This is a genomic window from Glaciihabitans sp. INWT7 (assembly GCF_014217685.1).
In the GTDB taxonomy this organism is placed as follows: Bacteria; Actinomycetota; Actinomycetes; order Actinomycetales; family Microbacteriaceae; genus Lacisediminihabitans.
Genome location: NZ_CP043653.1, coordinates 39,243 through 57,175 on the forward strand (window position 1 = coordinate 39,243; position 17,933 = coordinate 57,175).

The 17,933-nt window shown below is 68.0% G+C and carries 17 protein-coding genes; 7 read left to right on the forward strand and 10 right to left on the reverse strand.

The features are described from left to right. Positions 1 to 62: 62 nt before the first annotated feature. From F1C58_RS00185 to F1C58_RS00195, 3 genes are all read left to right on the forward strand, one after another. Positions 63 to 413: a hypothetical protein gene (locus tag F1C58_RS00185; protein ID WP_185202064.1), complete on the forward strand. Its 351-nt coding sequence runs from the start codon at positions 63 to 65 to the stop codon at positions 411 to 413. 101 nt (positions 414 to 514) lie between these two features. Beyond that, positions 515 to 949, forward strand: coding sequence for a VOC family protein (locus F1C58_RS00190; RefSeq protein ID WP_185202065.1), 435 nt, complete (start codon positions 515 to 517; stop codon positions 947 to 949). A gap of 4 nt (positions 950 to 953) precedes the next feature. Then, complete coding sequence (locus F1C58_RS00195) at positions 954 to 1,595, forward strand: helix-turn-helix domain-containing protein (RefSeq protein ID WP_185202066.1); 642 nt, start codon at positions 954 to 956, stop codon at positions 1,593 to 1,595. A 23-nt stretch (positions 1,596 to 1,618) separates the two neighbouring features. Here the strand turns inward: F1C58_RS00195 and F1C58_RS00200 are convergent, their stop codons facing one another. Then, entirely contained in the window at positions 1,619 to 2,464 is an 846-nt protein-coding gene (locus F1C58_RS00200) for a sigma-70 family RNA polymerase sigma factor (protein WP_185202067.1), read from the reverse strand. A gap of 45 nt (positions 2,465 to 2,509) precedes the next feature. Next, the gene (locus tag F1C58_RS00205; protein ID WP_185202068.1) at positions 2,510 to 2,746 is read right to left on the reverse strand and encodes a hypothetical protein; all 237 of its coding nucleotides are present in this window, start codon (positions 2,744 to 2,746) and stop codon (positions 2,510 to 2,512) included. Positions 2,747 to 3,020: 274 nt separating this feature from the next. Here F1C58_RS00205 and F1C58_RS00210 point away from each other — a divergent pair, with 274 nt between their 5' ends. Further along, positions 3,021 to 4,499 carry a glycosyltransferase gene (locus tag F1C58_RS00210; RefSeq protein ID WP_185202069.1) on the forward strand — a complete coding sequence of 493 codons (1,479 nt, stop codon included), beginning with the start codon at positions 3,021 to 3,023 and terminating at the stop codon, positions 4,497 to 4,499. Positions 4,500 to 4,547: 48 nt separating this feature from the next. Here the strand turns inward: F1C58_RS00210 and F1C58_RS00215 are convergent, their stop codons facing one another. Further along, positions 4,548 to 6,725, reverse strand: a complete 2,178-nt coding sequence (locus F1C58_RS00215; protein ID WP_185202070.1) for a beta-glucosidase — start codon at positions 6,723 to 6,725, stop codon at positions 4,548 to 4,550. 258 nt (positions 6,726 to 6,983) lie between these two features. Then, positions 6,984 to 7,424 carry a VOC family protein gene (locus tag F1C58_RS00220; RefSeq protein WP_185202071.1) on the reverse strand — a complete coding sequence of 147 codons (441 nt, stop codon included), beginning with the start codon at positions 7,422 to 7,424 and terminating at the stop codon, positions 6,984 to 6,986. A gap of 119 nt (positions 7,425 to 7,543) precedes the next feature. Here F1C58_RS00220 and F1C58_RS00225 point away from each other — a divergent pair, with 119 nt between their 5' ends. Beyond that, complete coding sequence (locus F1C58_RS00225) at positions 7,544 to 7,891, forward strand: helix-turn-helix transcriptional regulator (protein ID WP_255461171.1); 348 nt, start codon at positions 7,544 to 7,546, stop codon at positions 7,889 to 7,891. Then, positions 7,888 to 8,379: an SRPBCC domain-containing protein gene (locus F1C58_RS00230; protein WP_185202072.1), complete on the forward strand. Its 492-nt coding sequence runs from the start codon at positions 7,888 to 7,890 to the stop codon at positions 8,377 to 8,379. The genes F1C58_RS00225 and F1C58_RS00230 overlap by 4 nt, the downstream gene beginning before the upstream one ends. A 7-nt stretch (positions 8,380 to 8,386) precedes the next feature. Here F1C58_RS00230 and F1C58_RS00235 read toward each other — a convergent pair whose 3' ends face one another. Genes F1C58_RS00235 through F1C58_RS00245 form a run of 3 tightly spaced genes read right to left on the reverse strand, consistent with a single transcriptional unit; the run spans position 8,387 to position 12,422 of the window. Next, complete coding sequence (locus F1C58_RS00235; RefSeq protein WP_185202073.1) at positions 8,387 to 9,571, reverse strand: acyl-CoA dehydrogenase family protein; 1,185 nt, start codon at positions 9,569 to 9,571, stop codon at positions 8,387 to 8,389. Next, positions 9,568 to 11,073, reverse strand: a complete 1,506-nt coding sequence (locus tag F1C58_RS00240) for an aldehyde dehydrogenase family protein (RefSeq protein ID WP_185202074.1) — start codon at positions 11,071 to 11,073, stop codon at positions 9,568 to 9,570. Before F1C58_RS00240 ends, F1C58_RS00235 begins: the two co-directional genes overlap by 4 nt. Beyond that, positions 11,070 to 12,422: an aminotransferase class III-fold pyridoxal phosphate-dependent enzyme gene (locus F1C58_RS00245; protein WP_185202075.1), complete on the reverse strand. Its 1,353-nt coding sequence runs from the start codon at positions 12,420 to 12,422 to the stop codon at positions 11,070 to 11,072. Before F1C58_RS00245 ends, F1C58_RS00240 begins: the two co-directional genes overlap by 4 nt. A 61-nt stretch (positions 12,423 to 12,483) precedes the next feature. Between F1C58_RS00245 and F1C58_RS00250 the strand changes: the two genes are divergently transcribed. Next, entirely contained in the window at positions 12,484 to 13,986 is a 1,503-nt protein-coding gene (locus F1C58_RS00250) for a PucR family transcriptional regulator (protein ID WP_219731999.1), read from the forward strand. Here the strand turns inward: F1C58_RS00250 and F1C58_RS00255 are convergent. The 3 genes from F1C58_RS00255 to F1C58_RS00265 all read right to left on the reverse strand — a co-directional run bounded on the left by F1C58_RS00255 (position 13,967) and on the right by F1C58_RS00265 (position 17,914). Continuing rightward, positions 13,967 to 15,130, reverse strand: coding sequence for a CaiB/BaiF CoA-transferase family protein (locus F1C58_RS00255; RefSeq protein ID WP_185202077.1), 1,164 nt, complete (start codon positions 15,128 to 15,130; stop codon positions 13,967 to 13,969). The genes F1C58_RS00250 and F1C58_RS00255 overlap by 20 nt on opposite strands. Positions 15,131 to 15,231: 101 nt before the next feature. After that, the gene (locus tag F1C58_RS00260) at positions 15,232 to 15,615 is read right to left on the reverse strand and encodes a hypothetical protein (protein ID WP_185204219.1); all 384 of its coding nucleotides are present in this window, start codon (positions 15,613 to 15,615) and stop codon (positions 15,232 to 15,234) included. A 34-nt stretch (positions 15,616 to 15,649) separates the two neighbouring features. Beyond that, entirely contained in the window at positions 15,650 to 17,914 is a 2,265-nt protein-coding gene (locus F1C58_RS00265) for a transglycosylase domain-containing protein (protein WP_185202078.1), read from the reverse strand. Positions 17,915 to 17,933 lie beyond the last annotated feature (19 nt).

Here is a 17,933-nt window from a genome sequence, read left to right on the forward strand (position 1 = left end):
GCGAGGCGCGGCACCCTCGTCAAGGCATACCCGAAATCGGGTTTCGGGATGAAAATGACAGGGTGACGCACGAACTGATGACACCCGAAAGTACTCTCAAACGCATCATGTGGACAGGCACGGCGTGGTTCGCTGTCGCGGTCGGCGCATCCGCCGTGACTCTGGGCCTACTGCTGGGCAGCGGATGGCGCCCCGCAGTGCTTGCCAAAGGCCTGGCCGTGTTGTGGTGGGTCGGAGCCGGGGTGGTCGCTCTGTCCATCGGCCTGATCGGGTGGTCTGGATGCCCGGTACTCGAGGTGGATGTTCCGACCGCCGATCGCAACAAGAGCCGCACCATGCAGCTGGGAACCATGATGTTCATCGTCGGCGGGACGGCGGCGATGCTCGCCGTACTGCTCGGGCCCGCTAGGTAACCGAGAGCGCTGACCGCCGCTGCGGATGACCCTTGACAGCTCACTTGTTTTTTGCAAGTGTAGCCTCATCCCGCAGACGGGGCCCAGCGAAGGAGATCACGATGCCCACGATGTTCGTCAACCTGCCGGTGACCGACCTGGAGCGCGCGAAGGTGTTCTATACAGCGATCGGATTCACCATCAACCCGCTCTTCACCGATCACAACGCGGCCTGCGTCGTCGTCGAGGAGGACCACAGCTACTTCATGATCCACGTGCGCGAGTACTTTCAGACCTTCACCGACCTGACCATCGGTGATCCGGCGGTGAGCCCCACGGCATCCGTCGCGATCTTCCTCGACAGCCGGGAGGCGGTCGATACGGCCGTCACCGACGGGCTCGCTGCGGGCGGATCGGAACCCCGCCCGGCCTCGGACTACGGCTTCATGTACCAGCGGGGGGTCAACGATCCGGACGGTAATTCGATCGACTTCGGGTGGATGGATCCGGTCGCTGCCGCGCAAGGCCCCGAGGCGGCCCTCGGCCAGCAGGGCTGAACACATGGCCGCACGGGACTACGGGCAATACGGCGGCATCACACAAGCGCTGGAGCTCGTGGGCGAACGCTGGGCACTGCTCATCGTTCGCGACCTGCTGGTCGGGCCGCGCCGGTATGGCGAGCTCGCTGCGGGGCTGCCGCGGATCCCGAGCAACATCCTGGCGGCGCGCCTCAAGGAACTGCAGGCGGCGGGCATCCTGCGCCGGGTGCCACACTCCCGCGTCATTGTGTACGAGCTGACTCCGTACGGCCGGGAACTCGAACCTGTGGTGCTCGCTCTCGGCGCCTGGGGATTCAAGACCCTGGGTGATCCGCGGGAGGAGCAGATCATCACCCCCGATTCGATGACCATGGATCTGCGCACCGCCTTTCGACCGGAGGTGGCGGCGAGTCTGCCGTCGACCGCCTACTCGGCCCGACTCGGTGCGGCGGAGCTGCTCATCCGGGTGCACGGATCCGCCCTCGATGTGAGTCGTGGGGACGGACTGGCCGACCTCGCATTCGCCGCGGGGCCGGACATCCGGCGGCTCATCTCCGGTGAGCTGAGCCCGGATCGCGCGATACAGACGGGTGTGGTCGAGGTGCTGCGCGGCCGCGGCGACCTTCTCGACCGCTTTGCGACCACGTTCCATCTGGCCGCCTGACCCAGAGGGTCACAGCCTGGCGGTCACGCCCGCTGCTGACCGGTGCGACGCTGCACCCGAGCCAGCAGCGCGGGGTCCGCTCGGAAGTCGATGCGCGTGACCTGCCCCTTTTCGATGCTGAAGTCGAAGACGACCTTCGCTTCGCCGAGATGGATCCAGGCAGCCGCCGCGCGCTCCGCGACATAGACGGGAAAGGCGGCCTTCGCCGCGCCATTGAAGAACGTCGCGACCCGCTCTCTGCCATCGATGAACTCCGGCGTTCCCAGGGCGATTGCCGCGGAATCACCGCGCACAGTGACGTCCGGGGCGAGAAGCTCGAGCAAGCGGGCGAATTCTCCGTTCCGGGCCGCGGCCAGGAAGGCATCCACCACCTGCCAGTCGGCGTGCCCGTCTTGTTGCTCCAGCGGGGTCTTCGTCAATGACAGCTTGCTGCGGGCCCGGGACGCCAACTTGCGGGAGGCCGCCGGAGTCTGTCCCAGAATCTCCGCGATAGTGGCGAAGGGAAACCCGAAGTTGTCGTGAAGCACGAACGCGACGCGCTCTGGCGGTGTCAGCCGATCAAGAAGCACCTGCAGCGCGACCCCGACGGTCTCGGCGAGGGCGACCTCCTCGGAAGGGTCGGGGGTGGTCTCAGTCGCCTCGACCAGCGCTTCGGGCACTGGGATGCGGGCGCGCAGTCGGTCAAGACACAGACGGGTCGTCACCGTCGTCAACCACCCCGCGAGGTTGTCGATGGCCCCGTCGGCAGCAGCCATCCGCAGCCACGCGGTCTGCACGACATCCTCGGCTTCGTGGGGATCGCCGAGCACGCGCCCGGCGACCCTCAGCAACCGGGGTCGATGCTGCTCGAATTCGTCGGTCTGGTTCACGATGATTCCCATCCTCACCGGTCCCCGGCATGGTCGAGGCTCAACCTAGTCCTCTGGAAGGGCGGCGAACGCTTTCTTGGTGCCGGAATACCAGTCCATCGACTGCTTCGGATGTTTCCAGCGATTCTTCATATCCTTTCGCGCCTGATCGTGGGTGGCATCACCGTCCTTCACCGCCTGCGTGAGATGGCGGTCCTGGTCTTTGATCACCTGGTCCGCTGTCTCCGCACTCAGCTGATGATCACACGGGCCGCCCAGCTGTCGACAGGTCATGGTTTTCATTGGTGTTGTTCCCGTTCTTTCGATGGCGGGGGTTGCGGAGTGCAGCCCCTACCTAGATGACGATTTGCACGGGCAAAGTGTGACCGGCGAGCGGATTCGGGCCTGCCGAGTCGCCCAGCCTCTGCTCAGAGGGTCTTGGCCGCGAGACCCGCCGTCGTGAAGACCGGCCACGGCGCGACCGCCGTGAGGACAGCGAGGCCGAGTCTCATCATCGGCCTGCCATTCCCCCGTGGCCGGTCGACCCGGCGCAGGTGCGGCGAGCTAGCATCGCATCATGCGCAGCACGTCGGCCGGAGGCTCCACCACCGTGGGAGGGGAGCGCGTGCTGATCCTCTCGGCCGGGGTGGGATCGGGGCACAACAGCGCGGCGGCGGCAGTGCAACAGGCATGCCTCGCGCGCGACGATGTCGCCGAAGTGCGGGTGCTCGATGTGCTGCAGGAGAGCAGCGTGTTGTATCGCGACCTGTTGGGGAAGGGTTACTTCGTTCTCGTGGAGAACCTGCCGTGGCTGGTGGAGTGGGCTTACGATGTCAGCGATCCGCCGTTCCGCCGGCGCGGCCCGATCGACCCCTGGACCCGGGCGAACGCGCTTCCGGTGGTCGCTGCCATCAAGAAGTTCCGACCGACCGCGATCGTCAGCACCCACTTCCTGCCCGCCCAGTTGCTGGCATCGCTGTTGCTCCGCGGCACGATCGATGCGAAGACCGCCATCGTCACGACGGACTACGACTTCCAGGGTCTGTGGCTCACGAGTGCCTTCCATGCACTCTTCGTCGCGAGGGAGGAGGGGAGGGTGCAGCTCACCTCCCTCGGCCTGCCTCCCGACCGCGTCGCCGTCACCGGCATCCCGATCGCATCACAACCGCGATCGGGTCAGGCCCGCGACCCCGAGGCACCGCCGATGCTGCTGATCTCCGCGGGGGCGGCCGGCGGCGACTACGCCGTCGCGGTGGTGCGGCAGACGCTGCACATCCGCTCCCCGTTCACGGCCACGATCGTGTGTGGGCGAAACGATGCGCTACGCCAGCGCATCGAGCAGCTCGTCGCGCCCGCGGGCGACCGCTACCGCGTGCTCGGGTACACGGAGGAGATGCCGCAGCTGCTCAGCCGCGCCGACCTCTTCGTGGGCAAACCGGGCGGGCTGTCGGCCTCGGAGTGCATGGCCGCCGGGCTTCCCATGGTGCTGGTGAATCCGATCCCGGGGCAGGAGGTGCGCAACGGGGACTACCTGATGGAGCAAGGGGCGGCGGTGCGCTGCAATTCCACCGCCACTATCGGCTGGAAGATCGATGAGCTGCTGCGGGAGCCGGGGCGGCTCGCGCGGATGCAGGAGGCCGCACGACGGATCGGGCGTCCCGACGCAGCGGCCGACGTGCTGCGCGGACTGCTCTCCGGGCCATCCCGACCGCTGATCGTGACGCGCGCGGCGCAGAAGACGATCCTCGCCGCGAGCGAGCAGCGACAGATCGCCAGCGATCTGACGGGACCGACCGCCCTGGTGCGCCTGATCGACCGCGCCACCGACAGTACCGTCTCACTGATGCAGGCCGAGGAGCTCGTCGACCTGCAGAAACGATATGCGGACCCCGCTGGGAAGCTGGTGCTCCGGCGCGACGAGACCCGGGTGTCGTTCCGATGGGAGGCTCGGAGGCTACTCCGCAGTGTGCTGCGCCAGGACGAATCACTCCCCGTGCGCGTGGAAGGGCTCGCGGCGAATACTCCCGCCAGTGTCGCCGGCCCGCCGGTCGGTTGACGCCGGCAGCGGTGCCCCTGTCAGCCGGCCCCGCTCAGCCAGTCCCGCTCAGCCGGTCCCGGTAGCGTCCCGGTCGGCGGCTCGGTACAGCGGGCGTGCGCCCTCCCAGCCGCCGGGGCTGTGTTGGGCGGCAAGCACGGCCCAGTCGCCCGGGCGCGCCGTCCACCGGTGAGTCTCCGGATCGCGTTGCAGCGTCGGTACGGCATCCAGCGCGACGTCCACCGTCGTTTCCATTCCGGGCCGGAGCGGGACCTTGCGGAAACCCAGCAGCTGAGCGACCGGCCTGTGGAGCGACACGTCTGCGGCATAGACCTGCACAACGGTCGAGCCCGCTCGGTCGCCGGTATTGGTGACGAGCACCTTGGCCGTGCCGCCTGTCTCGTCGAAGCTGTGGTCGAGAAGCAGATGATCGAACGTCGTGTAGCCCAAGCCGAACCCGAAGGGGTGAGCGGCGGCATGGCCCTCTTCATCGAGCAGGCGCTGACCCCACCGGTCGTCATAGACGACGGACTTCGCCGCGCTGTCAAACGCCGGCAGGTGTGCGGGGTCGGTCGGCATGACGAACGGGAGGCGCCCCCCTGGCTCCAGGGTGCCGGTCAGCACGCTCGCGAGGGCGTGTCCCCCCTCCATCCCGCCATACCAGGCGAGGAGCAGAGCCGGCACGCGATCCTGCCATTCCGTGGTCAGGATTGCACTGCCGCCGATCAGCACGACGATGGTGCGTGGGTTTGCGGCCACGACCGCGTGGATGAGGCGCACGTCACTCGGCCGGAGGTCGAGCGAGCTGCGGTCGCCCCCTCGCACGAAGTGGGATGCCAGGTGCGCGAGACCCATCAGGGGCCGACGGAGGGGGCCGGAGCCGAAGGCCCGGCCCAGAATGCCCACATCCACACCGCCGGTGACGACGGATTCACCCTCGTCGTGCTGGTCGAGGCCGACGACGAGCACGACCGTCTCGGCAGCAGCGGCCACCGACGTGGCGGAGCGCGGGTCCGTGCCAGAGTCGGCGGTGATCCGCACTCCCGGGAGCGCCCCCCGCAGGCCCTGCAGCGGCGAGACCGTGCTCGGGGGGCGAACGCGGGACGAGCCGTGATCGCCGAGGTTCGCCCGCGCGGCCAGCCGGCCGATCACGGCGAGACTCCGAATGCCGGGATCGAGGGGCAGTAGCGGTGCCGGGCCGACCGCGTCGTTCTTGAGCAGCACGATCGACTCCGCGGCGACTCGGTAAGCGAGGTCCCGGTGGGCGGGGGAGGCGACGAGGGAGGCGCTGGGCTCCGTCATCTCGCGGGTCGCGGCATGCAGCACGGTGGTGCGCAGGATGCGCCTCGCCGAGCGTTGGACGGTCGCGCGGGACAGGGCTCCCGACCGCAACGCCGACGGCAGAGCGCGGGCGCGGAGCAGCCGCAACGGCATCTCCACATCCATGCCCGCTTCTAGGCTGGCGACCGCATCATGGGTGCCGAACACCCAGTCGCTCGTCACGAACCCCGGGAAGCCCCACTCGTTCCGCAGAACGTCGGTGAGCAGGGCCCCGTTGACGTCCATGTATTCGCCCCGCACCCGGTTGTAGGCACTCATCACCGAGTCGGCCCCGGCATCCAGCACCGCCTTGAAGTGCGGCAGGTACACCTCGTTTAGGGCGTGGTCGTCGACCGACACGTCGACCTCGAAGCGCTCGTTCTCCATCGAATTGAGCGCGAAGTGCTTCACGCAGGCCATCACATTCGCGCGGAGCCCCCGGGTCATCGCGGATCCCATGCGACCCGTGAGCACCGGATCCTCCCCGTAGCACTCCTGTGCCCGGCCCCACGCGGGGTGACGGAGGAGGTTGACGCACACGGAGGCGGCGTAGTTGGCGCCCCGTGCCCTGGTCTCCAGGCCGATGGCGAGGCCGACCCGCTGCTCAAGCTCCGGATCCCAGGTCGCGGCCCGAGCCATCGTCACCGGGAAGGCCGTGGAGGCGCCGATCACCACTCCGCGCGCGCCGTCACTGAAACGAATGCCCGGGATGCCGAGCCGCGTGACCGCCCCGGCCACGAACGGTCGTCGGCCGAGCAGCACCGGAATGAGGGGCAACAGGCGTCGCGGGGAGTCCCCGTCGAGCAGCCCGAGCACTTCTCTCACCGTCATCCGGTCGATCAGTCGGTCCGCGGCATCATCCGGGTCGAGCTCGCCGGCCCTCACCGCACGGACGGCATCCCCGTACGCGGTGCGCTCGGCCCTCATCGGGCACGTCGATCGGTCGCCAGCACTTCACTGCTTCCGCGAACTCTCCCGACGCCGCGTGACCATCCCATGATTCGATTCTTCACCCTGCGACCGCGCTCCGAAGACACCGCGACTGCGGCATTGCCACAAAGACAGACCTACAAAGGCATGGCGCGAACGACTGCACGACCATGCCAGCTCGTTCGGCCCGCGCGTTCGGCCCGCGCGTTCGGTCCGCTCCTTGCGCCCGCGCGGCGTGCCGGGCCAGCCGGTCCGCTAGTCGAGGCAGAACTCGTTGCCCTCGGGGTCGTGCATCGTGATGAATCCGGATTCGCCGGTCGCACTGTCCGGCTCCACCCGATACGCGCGGGTCGCACCGAGCGCTGCGAGGCGATCGGCCTCGGTCTCCAGAGTGTTCATGCGTTCGTCGCCCTCGAGCCCCGGTGCTGCCCGAATATCGAGGTGCACCCGGTTCTTGACCGTCTTTCCCTCGGGAACGCGTTGGAAGAACACCCGGGGGTGGGATCCCTCGGCAGCAACGATCGCCGAGCGCGAGTTCCGCTGTTCGGGGGGAACGCCGAATGCGGCCAAGGCCGCGTCCCACGACTCGAACCCGGGCGGCGGCGGTTGCACCTCGTACCCGAGCGCTTCGGCCCAGAAGAGCGCCAACGTGCCGGGATCAGCGCAATCAAAGGTGATCTGCACGTCCTTCGTCATCACCCCAGCCTGCCAGAGGGACCCGACAATCGTTGTGCGAAGGTGCTCGCTCCCGCCCTCTTCAGCCATTCGGCTGGGCTCCCCTTGACATTCAACCGTTTGATTGAATAATTGGGATTGTGACCGCCACCGTGACTCAGACCTTCGCCGCCATCGGTGATCCGATCAGATCGACGATCGTCGACCGGTTGGCGAGCTCGGATGCGACGGTCGGCGAGCTCGTCGCGCTCTTCGAGATCTCCTTTCAGGCCGTCTCACAGCATCTCGATGTGCTCGAACGCGCCGGCTTGCTCACGCGTCGGCGAGAGGGACGCACACGAAGGGTCCAATTGGTTCTCGAGCCGCTCGAAGAGGCCCTCACGTGGATGGAATCACGACGAGACCGCCTCGAGCAGCGCTACGCACGCCTCGATGACCTGCTCGACACGCTGAACGATTCGACCGATACCCCAGAGGAGAGACCATGAACACGCACGACATCCGCCAGCCGGGACTCACCGAGCACACTCGAATTGGCGAGCAGAGCATCTTTCACCGTCGGGAGTTCGCGGCATCGGCCGAGAAGGTGCAGCGCGCCCACACCGAGGTGGAGCTGTTCTCCCAGTGGATGGGGCCCCGTGGCACGAGCGTGCGAATCGAGCGTTTCGATGCGACCACGGGTGGTTCATTCCGCTACGTCGTCGAGTCCGCATCGGGCAGTTGGGCATTTCGAGGCTCGTACCATCTGGTCAGTCCGGGTCTCATTGTGCACACCTGGGAGTATGAGGACGAGCCCGGCGCCACCCTCGAGACGCTGCGCTTCGTCGCGCTCGGCCAGGATTCCAGCGCACTGGAGGTGACCTCCACCTACACGTCGAAAGAAGCGTGCGATGCGATGCTGGCATCCGGAATGGACTCCGGCATGGACGAGGACTTCGAACGCCTGGATGCCGTGCTGGAGCAGGCCCGGGCCTGAGGCGCAATCAGCGGAACGCCGCGATCCCGGTGATGTGGTTGCCGATCACGAGGGTGTGCACTTCGTCCGTGCCCTCGTAGGTGCGCACGCTCTCGAGATTGTTGGCGTGGCGCAGCGGCGAGTAGTCGAGGGTGATTCCGTTGCCGCCGAGCATGGCACGGGCATCCCGGGCGATCTGGATGGCCTCGCGGCAGTTGTTGAGCTTGCCGATCGAGATCTGGTGCGGCTGAAGTCTTCCGGCGTCCTTCAGGCGACCGAGCTGAAGCGCCAGCAGGGTGCCCTTGTTGATCTCGAGGGCCATGTTCACGAGCTTCTCCTGCGTGAGCTGGCAGCCCGCCAGCGGCTTGCCGAACTGCAGACGCTGCGCGGAGTAGTCGAGGGCGGCCAGGTAGCTGTCGCGGGCGGCGCCCATCGCTCCCCAGATGATGCCGTACCGGGCCTCGTTGAGGCACTCGAAGGGACCGCGTAGGCCCTTCGCCTTCGGCAACATCGCTGAGGCGGGAAGGCGCACCTCCGCGAGCTCGATCTCGCACTGGATGGAGGCACGCATCGACAGCTTCTGCGGAATGACGGTCGCGGTGAACCCGCTCGTGCCGGTGGGCACGAGGAAGCCCCGGATGCCGTCATCCGTCATCGCCCAGATCACGGCGATGTCGGCGATCGAGGCGAGACCGATCCAGCGTTTGGTGCCGTTGATCACCCAGTCGTCCCCGTCGCGCCGGGCGAACGTGGTCATGCTGCCGGGGTCTGAGCCGGCAGTAGGTTCGGTGAGCCCGAAGCATCCGATGGCCGTGCCTGCGGCCATCCGCGGCAGCCACTCCTGCTTCTGCTCCTCGGAGCCGTGCCTGTGGATGGCGGTCATCGCGAGCGAGCCTTGAACGCTCACTAAGGTGCGCAGGCCAGAGTCGCCGGCCTCCAATTCGAGGGCCGCGATGCCGTACTCCACCGCGGAGCGACCCGGGCAGCCGTAGCCGCCGAGATGCATTCCCAGCAGGCCGAGCTCCGCGAGGCGCGGGATGATCTCGGTGGGAAACACCGCGGCGTCGTACCAGCCGGCGATGTGCGGCTTGATCTCCGCGTCGACGAAGGCTCGCACGGTGCTGCGCAACTCGAGTTCCGAGTCGCTGAGCAGCGAGTCGACGTCGATGAGGTCGGAGGTCTCGGGCACGGGGGTTCCTTCGGTCGGGGTCATTCGCACGGTACCAGTCGCCCATTCAGGCGACGGGGCAGGTTCCAGGGATTCTGCGGCTGCAGCATGGGCGGAAGCTGGATGGATGTCGCGTTCTGCAGGCTCACCGGTCGCACGAAGCGGGCGAGCCCGGCGGCGCCGACGCTCGTGGCATCCGGGCGCGAGGTCGCGGGCCAGGGGCCGCCGTGCTGCTGCGACCAGGTGGTGGCCACTCCGGTGGGCCAGGCGTTCACCGCGACTCGCCCGACCCGCGGGGCGAGCTGCGCGATAGCGGCCACCGCATCCTCATCGCCGTCGGCGCCGCTGAACACCGAGCCGGCGAGCGAGGGCTGGAGGCGATCGAGGGCGGCGAGGGCACCGGCGACCGTGTCGTACTCGGCGACGAGGGCGACCGGGCCGAAGCATTCGTCGAGCAGTCGCGACCCGGGCACGAGCTGGTCGAGGGACACCGCGATCACACGCGGTGCGACCGCGTAGCCGGCTGCGGCCGGTGGGTCGGGGGTGATGCGGGGGTCGGGGGCGGTGTGGGGGTCGAGCTCGGCGAGACCGCGGCGATAGGCGGCGGCGATTCCGGCAGTGAGGAGGGGCTCCTCGGCGACTCGCGCGACGCACGTGGTGATCGACTCGACGAAGCCGTGACCGGCCGGCACGAGGATGAGGCCGGGCTTGGTGCAGAACTGTCCGGCGCCCAGGGTGAAGGAGTCGACGAACCCCTGGGCGATCACGTCGCGGTCGGTGGCGGCCGCGGGGCTGACGAACACCGGGTTGACCGTGCCCATCTCGGCGAAGACGGGGATGCCGCGCCGAGCACCGCGCTCGACGAGCGCCATGCCCGCCTGCTGGCTGCCGGTGAACGCGACAGCGCGAACGAGGGGAGAGTCGACGAGCTGAAGACCGGAGTCGAAGCCGACTACGACGTCGAAGGTGCCCTCGGGGGCGCTGGAAGCGGCGAGAGCATCCCGCACCACCTGGCCGAGACGCACGCTGAGCCGCGGATGAGCGGGGTGCGCCTTCACCACCACCGGGCAGCCCGCCGCAAGGGCGCTCGCCACATCGTGTCCGAAGATGCCGAAGCCGAAGGGGAAATTGCTCGCGCCGAAGACGCCGACCACGCCGAGGGGGAGGTTGCCGCGCACGATCGTCGATCCGCCATCGAGGTCGTCGCGGCTCACCGCGAGGTAACTCCCCTCGCGGGCCACCGCGCCGTAGAACCGGGCGCTCGCCGCCATTCGAGCAAGTTCGCCTTCGAGGCGGGCGACCCCGAGCCCGGTCTCGGACCGGGCGAGATCGACGAGTTCGGCGGAGGCGGCGAGCACCGAGGCGGAGGCGGCGGCGAGCCAGCCCTCGCGGATCGCCGGGTTGAGGCCCGCGAGCACGGACGCCGCCCCGCTGGCGCGGTGCAGGATGCGGGAGACGTCATCCGGTGTCGAGTGCGGGACCGCGCCGGTGCGTTCGCCGGTGCGGGGGTCGAAGCTGGCGTCCTCCGCCGTCGCCGCAAGAGTCATGCCGTAGCGCCCTGCTCCTCGATGGCGGCGGTGAGCACTCCCAGGCCGTCTTCGAGCAGTTCGGTGCCGATGACCAGAGGGGGGAGAAGGCGGATGACGTTGCCGAAGGTGCCGCAGACCAGCACGAGCACACCGGCGGCATGACACGCGGCGGCGACCGCCTTTGCGACATCCGGGCGGGGCGCGAGGGTACCGGGATCGGCGAATTCGACCGCGAGCATCGCCCCACGGCCCCGCACCTCGGCCACGACGGGCACGGAGTCGAGCAGTGGTTCGAGGTGGGAGCGCGAGATGCTTTCGATGGAAGCCGCATTGGCGAGCAGGGATCCGTCCGCGAAGGCCTCGAAGACCCCGAGCGCGGCAGCACAGGCGAGCGGGTTGCCGGCGTAGGTGCCGCCGAGGCCACCGCTGGGCACCGCGTTCAAGAGCTCCGTGCGACCGGTCACGGCCGAGAGTGGAAGTCCGCCACCGAGAGCCTTCGCCGTGATGATCAGGTCGGCGACGACGCCCTCGTGCTCGCTGGCGAAGAGGGTGCCGGTGCGGCCCATCCCGGCCTGGATCTCGTCCATCACGAAGACGATCCCGTGGGCATCCGCGATCGCCCGCAACCCGGCGAGGAAGCCCGGTGCCGGAACGAGGAAGCCGCCCTCGCCCTGGATCGGTTCGATGACCATGGCCGCGAAGGTCTCGGGTCCGTTTTCGGCGAGGATCGCCTCGACGGCGGCGAGCGCTTCGGCGGCGGCATTCCCGGCACCGCTCGGCCAACGCAGGGGAGCGGCGTTCGGGGCGCGGAAGATCTGCTCGGGAAAGGGCCCGAACCCCTCCTTGTATGGCTTTTCCTTCGCCGTCATCGCCATCGTGAGAAGGGAGCGACCGTGGTACGCCTCATCGAAGACCAGAACGTTCGGTCGCCCAGTAGCGGTTCGCGCGATCTTGATGGCGTTCTCCACGGCCTCTGCGCCGGTGGAGAACAGCGCGGTGCGCTTGTCGAAGGTGCCAGGGGTGTGGGCATTCAGCCAGCGGCAGACCTCGGTGAATCCCTCGTACTCGGTGACCATGAAACAGGTGTGGGTGAAGCGATCGAGCTGCGCGGCGACCTGTGCCTGCACGAAGGCATTCGTCGCGCCGACGCTCGTGACGGCAATCCCGGAGGCGAAGTCGATGATGCGGTTGCCGTCGACATCCTGCAGGATGGCGCCCTCCGCTCGATCGATGAACACGGGCAGCGCGGAGCCGAACGCGCTCGTCACCTGGCCGTCGCGATGCTCCTGCAACTCCCGGGATCGCGGGCCGGGAATCGCGTGGACGATGTGACGGGACTGGAGCACGGGAGTGGGAGAGGTGGCCATGGGGCCACGCTATTCTCGTCACCGATCCCCGTCATTGGATGAATCATCCAACATTTGGCACATGGTAGATAAACTGGCCAAGAGTTCGGGGAGTTCAGACATGGTCACACTGGAGCAGTTGTGCGAGCGGCTCGGCGGCGAGCTCCGACCCGCCTCCCCCGGGCCGATCGGACGCCAGCAGCTCACCGGTGTGCACATCTCAGAGCTCGCTGATCCGACCCCCTATCTCGAGGGCGGTGAGCTGCTGCTCACCACGGGAATTCCGCTGCACGGCGGTCCCCAGGCGATCCGTAATTACGTGCAGCGCCTCGCCGGCAAGGGCATCGCCGCTCTCGCCCTCGGCCTGGGAGCGGGCACCGACCGGGTGGATCCCGAGCTCGTCGCGGCCTGTGCGGAGGCATCCTTCGACCTGCTGCTCGTGCCGGAGGCAGTGCCGTTCCTGCATATCTCCCGCGGATTCTGGCAGCTGGTGGGCAGGTCCGAGCAGGCAGACCTGGCCTCGCGCCTGGGGCTGCAGACGGCCCTGGCTCGGGCGGCCACCCGGGACGATGCCGTCGAAGCCATCGTCACTGTGCTCGCCAGGGGGCTGGGGGGTTGGGCGGCCTATCTGCCGGCCGACGGGGGCACCGAGACGATCTGGCCCGCGACCGCCGCCGAGGTCGTGCCGCAACTGCGCGTCGAATCCGCGCGCTTCGATCTCGTCGGCACCTATTCGGCCGCCACTTTCCCGGTCAACGGCACGGATGTCGTCGAGCACTCGATCACCGTCGGTCCGCGAACCGTCGGCTTCCTCGCCGTCGGCGCGGGGCGCGGCTTGCGCAAGGCCGACCGTCAGCTGATCCTCACATCGTGCATGCTGCTGTCCCTCACCGCGCAACGGGCGCAGGAATCCTCCCGGGTGAGCCTGGCGCTCGGCCGCAGCGTTGCCGCGCTCATCCTCGGCGGGCACGTGGATGCGGCGCGACTCGTCGCCGAGCAGGCCGGACTCCCCCCGATCGCCGCATCCGGGAGGCTGCTCGCGGTGCGGTCAGAGGTGCCACTGGACTCCCGCGAACTCGACGCAACGATCGGCTCGCTCGGCCTGCCGGAGTCCTTGTTGCGCGCGGAAGTCGGCGGGCTGGCCATCGTCATCCTGCCGGACGGGCCGCAGGACGAGGCAGGACGGGTCGCGACCGGTGTCGCCGGTGTCGCCGCCTCGCTCAGCCCATCACTGCCGCTCATCTCCGTCGCCGGCAGAGTCGCTGCGGCGCTGTCCGCCTGCCGTGCTGCGGCCCTCGGCACGGTGGTGGGTGCGAGCGGATCCCCCGAGACACGGGGCGATGCGTGGGTGGAGCTGCTCGCGCGGCAGCCGCGGGGTGACCTGTGCAGCACGGTGCGGAGCTATCTCGCCCACCGGGGGCAGTGGGAGGCTGCCGCGCGTGAGCTCGGCATCCACCGCAATTCCGTGCGTCACCGGATCGCGGTCGCGACGGAACTGCTCGGGGTGGATCTCGCCGATCCAGACGTCGCCGCCACCCTGTGGATCGCCCTGCGTCGTCAGGCGATCAGTCCACGGGGTCGGTGAGCCAGTCCCGCACCGCGGCATCCTGCTCCCCCAGCAGTGGAGGAGCGGAGGCACGACGCGGGAGCCGAGGAGTCCAGGTGATCGGGTGCCGCACCTGCGTCGCCACAGTGACCCCGGATGCGTCGACGACCTCGATGGTCGGATCCAGCCCGAGGGATGACGCGAGCTCGAGACCGTCGGCGATCGTGCCGACACGCCCCGCCGGCACCCCGATCGCGGTCAGACGGCGCTGCCATTCCGCGGCTGGCTTCGTGTGCAGGCGCTCCTCGAGCAGCGGCACCAGCGCCGCGCGATTCGCGACCCGCAGGGCGTTCGTGAGAAAGCGCGGATCCTCGGCCAGAGGCGCTGCCCCGAGCGCCTCGGCGAGGCGTCGGAACTGGCCGTCGTTGCCGCAGGCGACGGCGATCGGTCCATCCCCGCAGTCGAGAGTCTCGTAGGGAGCGATGGACGGATGCGTGTTGCCGAGGCGCACCGGAATCACTCCGGCGCCGAGATAGGCCTGGGCCTGGTTGGCGAGCGACCCCTGAAGGCTCGACAGCAGGTTCAGTTCCAGGAGCGCGCCGAGACCGGTCGACTGGCGGCGAAGCAGCGCTGCGAGGATGCCCGCGACGGCATCCTTCGCCGTGAGCACGTCGACGAGGGCGACGCCGGCCTTCACCGCTTCACCGTCAGTCTCCCCGGTGATGCTCATGAGGCCACCGAGCGCCTGCACCACGAAGTCGTAACCGAGCAGGTCACGGCCGCCGGTGCTGCCGAAGCCCGTGATCGAGGCGTACACGATGCCCGGGTTCGATTGCCGCACCGTGTCGTAGTCGAGGCCGAGCTTCTGCATTCCGCCGGGTTTGAAGTTCTCGACCACGACGTCGGCGCGGGCGATCAACTCGCGAGCGAGATCGAGATCGTGAGCGTCTGCGAGGTCGAGACAGACCGACTCCTTGTTGCGATTGACGCTCTCGAAGTAGGTGGAGCCGGTGGCGGAGAAGGGGGGTCCCCACGATCGGGTGTCGTCGCCGACATCCGGCCGCTCCACCTTGATGACCCGGGCACCGAGGTCGGCAAGCGTCATGGTGGCGAGCGGCCCGGCGAGTACGCGCGAGAAGTCGGCGACGAGGATTCCAGCGAGGGGCGCCTCGGGTGTTGGCATGGTTGAGACCCTAGCGGTGCGGGCCACTCACCGGCGTGCCGGCCGTCTGTGCAGAACCCGGACCATGTCAGCGTGGGCGCGCGGCCGCGGTCAAGCCGCTTCTACTCGCGTCGCGCCTCTGCTGCCGCACGGCCGTAGAGCACCAGGGCCCAGACTCCGAGCAGCAGGAAGACGATCGCGGGAATGGCGGCGGCCCAGTTGACTGTGAACAGGAGCAACACCCCGAGCGCCAGTGCGATCACGACGCTGACTGTGCCGAGCGTGAGCCACCGGTCTGCCCGATTGGTGAAGGGGTGCAGGGGCTCGATCGCGTCGACCGGGGCTCGCTGCCACACGACGATGAGGAAGGTGGCGAGCGGGCCGATGAACAGCGATACCAGGAACCAGGTGAGCCTCGACCGATTCTTCTGTTCGGCGAGGCCGGCATTCACCAGGGCGAGCACGACCCATCCGCCGCTGTTGACAGTCCATGAGCTCTGGTCCATAACGCGACACTAGCCCCTGGGTTGCGGCCGCGGGTCAGGGTTTGCGGTTGCCCCCGCCGCCGTTGCCATTGCCGTTTCCCGCACCGAATCCGTTGCCATTCCCATTCCCGTTGCCGGTGCCCGTCGCGGGTGGAGACGAGGGAGCGGGAGTCGGCGTCGGCGCGCGATAGGTGTAGCTGCGCAGCAGGGTGCCCGTCGGTTCCGTGAACGCACCGCCCTTGCCATAGACCGCACTCGCATTGAGCGCCGCCAGAATCGGCTTCATCACATAGGTGCGCAGATTGGATGCCAGGATGCCGCCGATCGAGATGCGTCGCATGTTCTGGTCGCCCTCGATGTTGCCGATCCACACCGCGGTCGTCGTCTGGGTGCTCGAGGCGACCATGTAGCTGTGCAGCGCCTCGGCGGTTCCGGTCTTGCCGAAGAGCGGTGTGCCATCGCGGGGATTCGCGATCGAACCGGTGCCCCCGGACTGCAACGGACCCTGCAGGTCGTAGGCCGCGGCGGCAGCCACCTCGGGGGTCAGCACTTGGCTGCAGCTCTGCGTCTGGCCGGGAAGCTCCGTGCCATCCGGCCCGATGATCTTGTCGACGGCGATCGGCTGGCAGAGCTTGCCACCGCTGGCGACGGTGGCGTACGCGTTCGCCATGCTGAGCGGCGACGGGGTATTGGTGCCGAGAATTGATGCCGGGGCGTGCGAGAGCTCGGAATTGTCGGCGTTGTGCACTCCCATCGATTCGGCCACATCGCGGATGTCGCAGAGGTCGAGCTTCGATGCCATGTTCATGAAGGCCGCATTGACCGAGCCCTTTGTGGCACTCAGCACGCTCATCTGGCCCTGGCTCACCCCGCTGTCGTTCTTGGGGGTGTAGCTATCGATCAGGGGGTAGTAGCCGCCATCGCAGGACGCGGGAAACGACTTCGAGCGGGCCGGATAGGTCTGGATGTTGGCGTTGACGGTGTCCTGGATGCCGTGCCCGTTCTGCAGCCAGTCGATCAGGGTGAAGAGCTTCCAGGTGGATCCGACGGGGAAGCCGGATGACCCGCCGTACTCCTTGTCGGTATTGAAGTTGATCGCCGTGGTGAGGTTCGGGTCGCCAAGACCGGTGTCGTCGAATCCCTTGTTCTGCGCCATGATCAGAATTCGGCCGGTGCCCACCTGCACCGTGGAGACCGCGCTTCCCATTTTGAAGCGCGTCTCGCTCGCGGGGGTGCGCTGGGCGAGATCCGTTTCGGCGTTCTGCTGTTGATCGAGATCGATGGTGGTGTACACGGCGTTTCCGCCGCGGCGCCACGCTTCGCGCCGGTCGTCGGCGGACTCGCCGAGGCCAGGGAGGTTCTTCACGTTCTTGATCACGTAGTCACAGAATGCCTTGGCGGCCGAGGCGTAGGTGCATCCGTTCTTGGGCGGACTGATCTTCACCGTCGTCGCATCCACCGGGGTCGCGATCGCCTCGGCGTACTGCGCCTGCGTGATCATCTTCTCGCTCAGCATGGTGCCGAGGATCGCATCCCGACGGGACTTGTTGCGCTCCCAGTTCGCTTGCGAGCCCGGATTGCGCAGGGGCGGCTGCTGTACGACGGCGATGAGGCTGGCGGCCTGCGCGAGAGTGAGGTTCGCTGCCGTCGTGGAGTAGTACTGCTCGGCCGCCGCCTCGATGCCGTAGGTGTTGCCACCGAATCCGGCGATGTTGAGGTAGGCGAGCAGGATCTCGTGCTTCGTGTAGTTCTTCTCGAGTCCGATGGCGAGCTTGGCCTCTTTGAGCTTGCGATCGAGGGTGTTCGCCTGGGCCTTCGCCTTTGCGGCTTCGAGCTTCTTCGGGTCGGTGTAGGTGGCGACCGCATCCTGGATGGCCAACTGCTTCACGAGCTGCTGCTCGATGCTCGATGCGCCCTGCAGGTCTTTGCCGGTGAGGTTGTTGACCGCGGCCCGCGCGATTCCCGCGAGGTCGACACCTCCATGCGAATAGAACCGCACGTCTTCGGCCGCGACCAGGGCGTCCTTCGCGAACGGAGACACCGCATCCCAGGCCACTTCCTGGCGATTCTGGTCGTAGACCTGGGCGAAAGGCACCTGTTCACCGCCGCGAAGACCGTAGAGGATGTTGCGCTGGGACTGGTTGCCGATCTTGATGTAGTCCGGCAGATTCTCGAACAGGCCTACCGCGTTGTTCGTGACCTGGCTCGTGGCGACGATCGCGGGTGCCGTGAGCGCGACGACGAGCACGGCGGCAAGCGCGCTGAAACCCAGGAGTCCGAGGATCGAGCGCAACAGGCCGGTGGGCTTCGGTTCAGACACGATCGCCCTCTCGATTCTG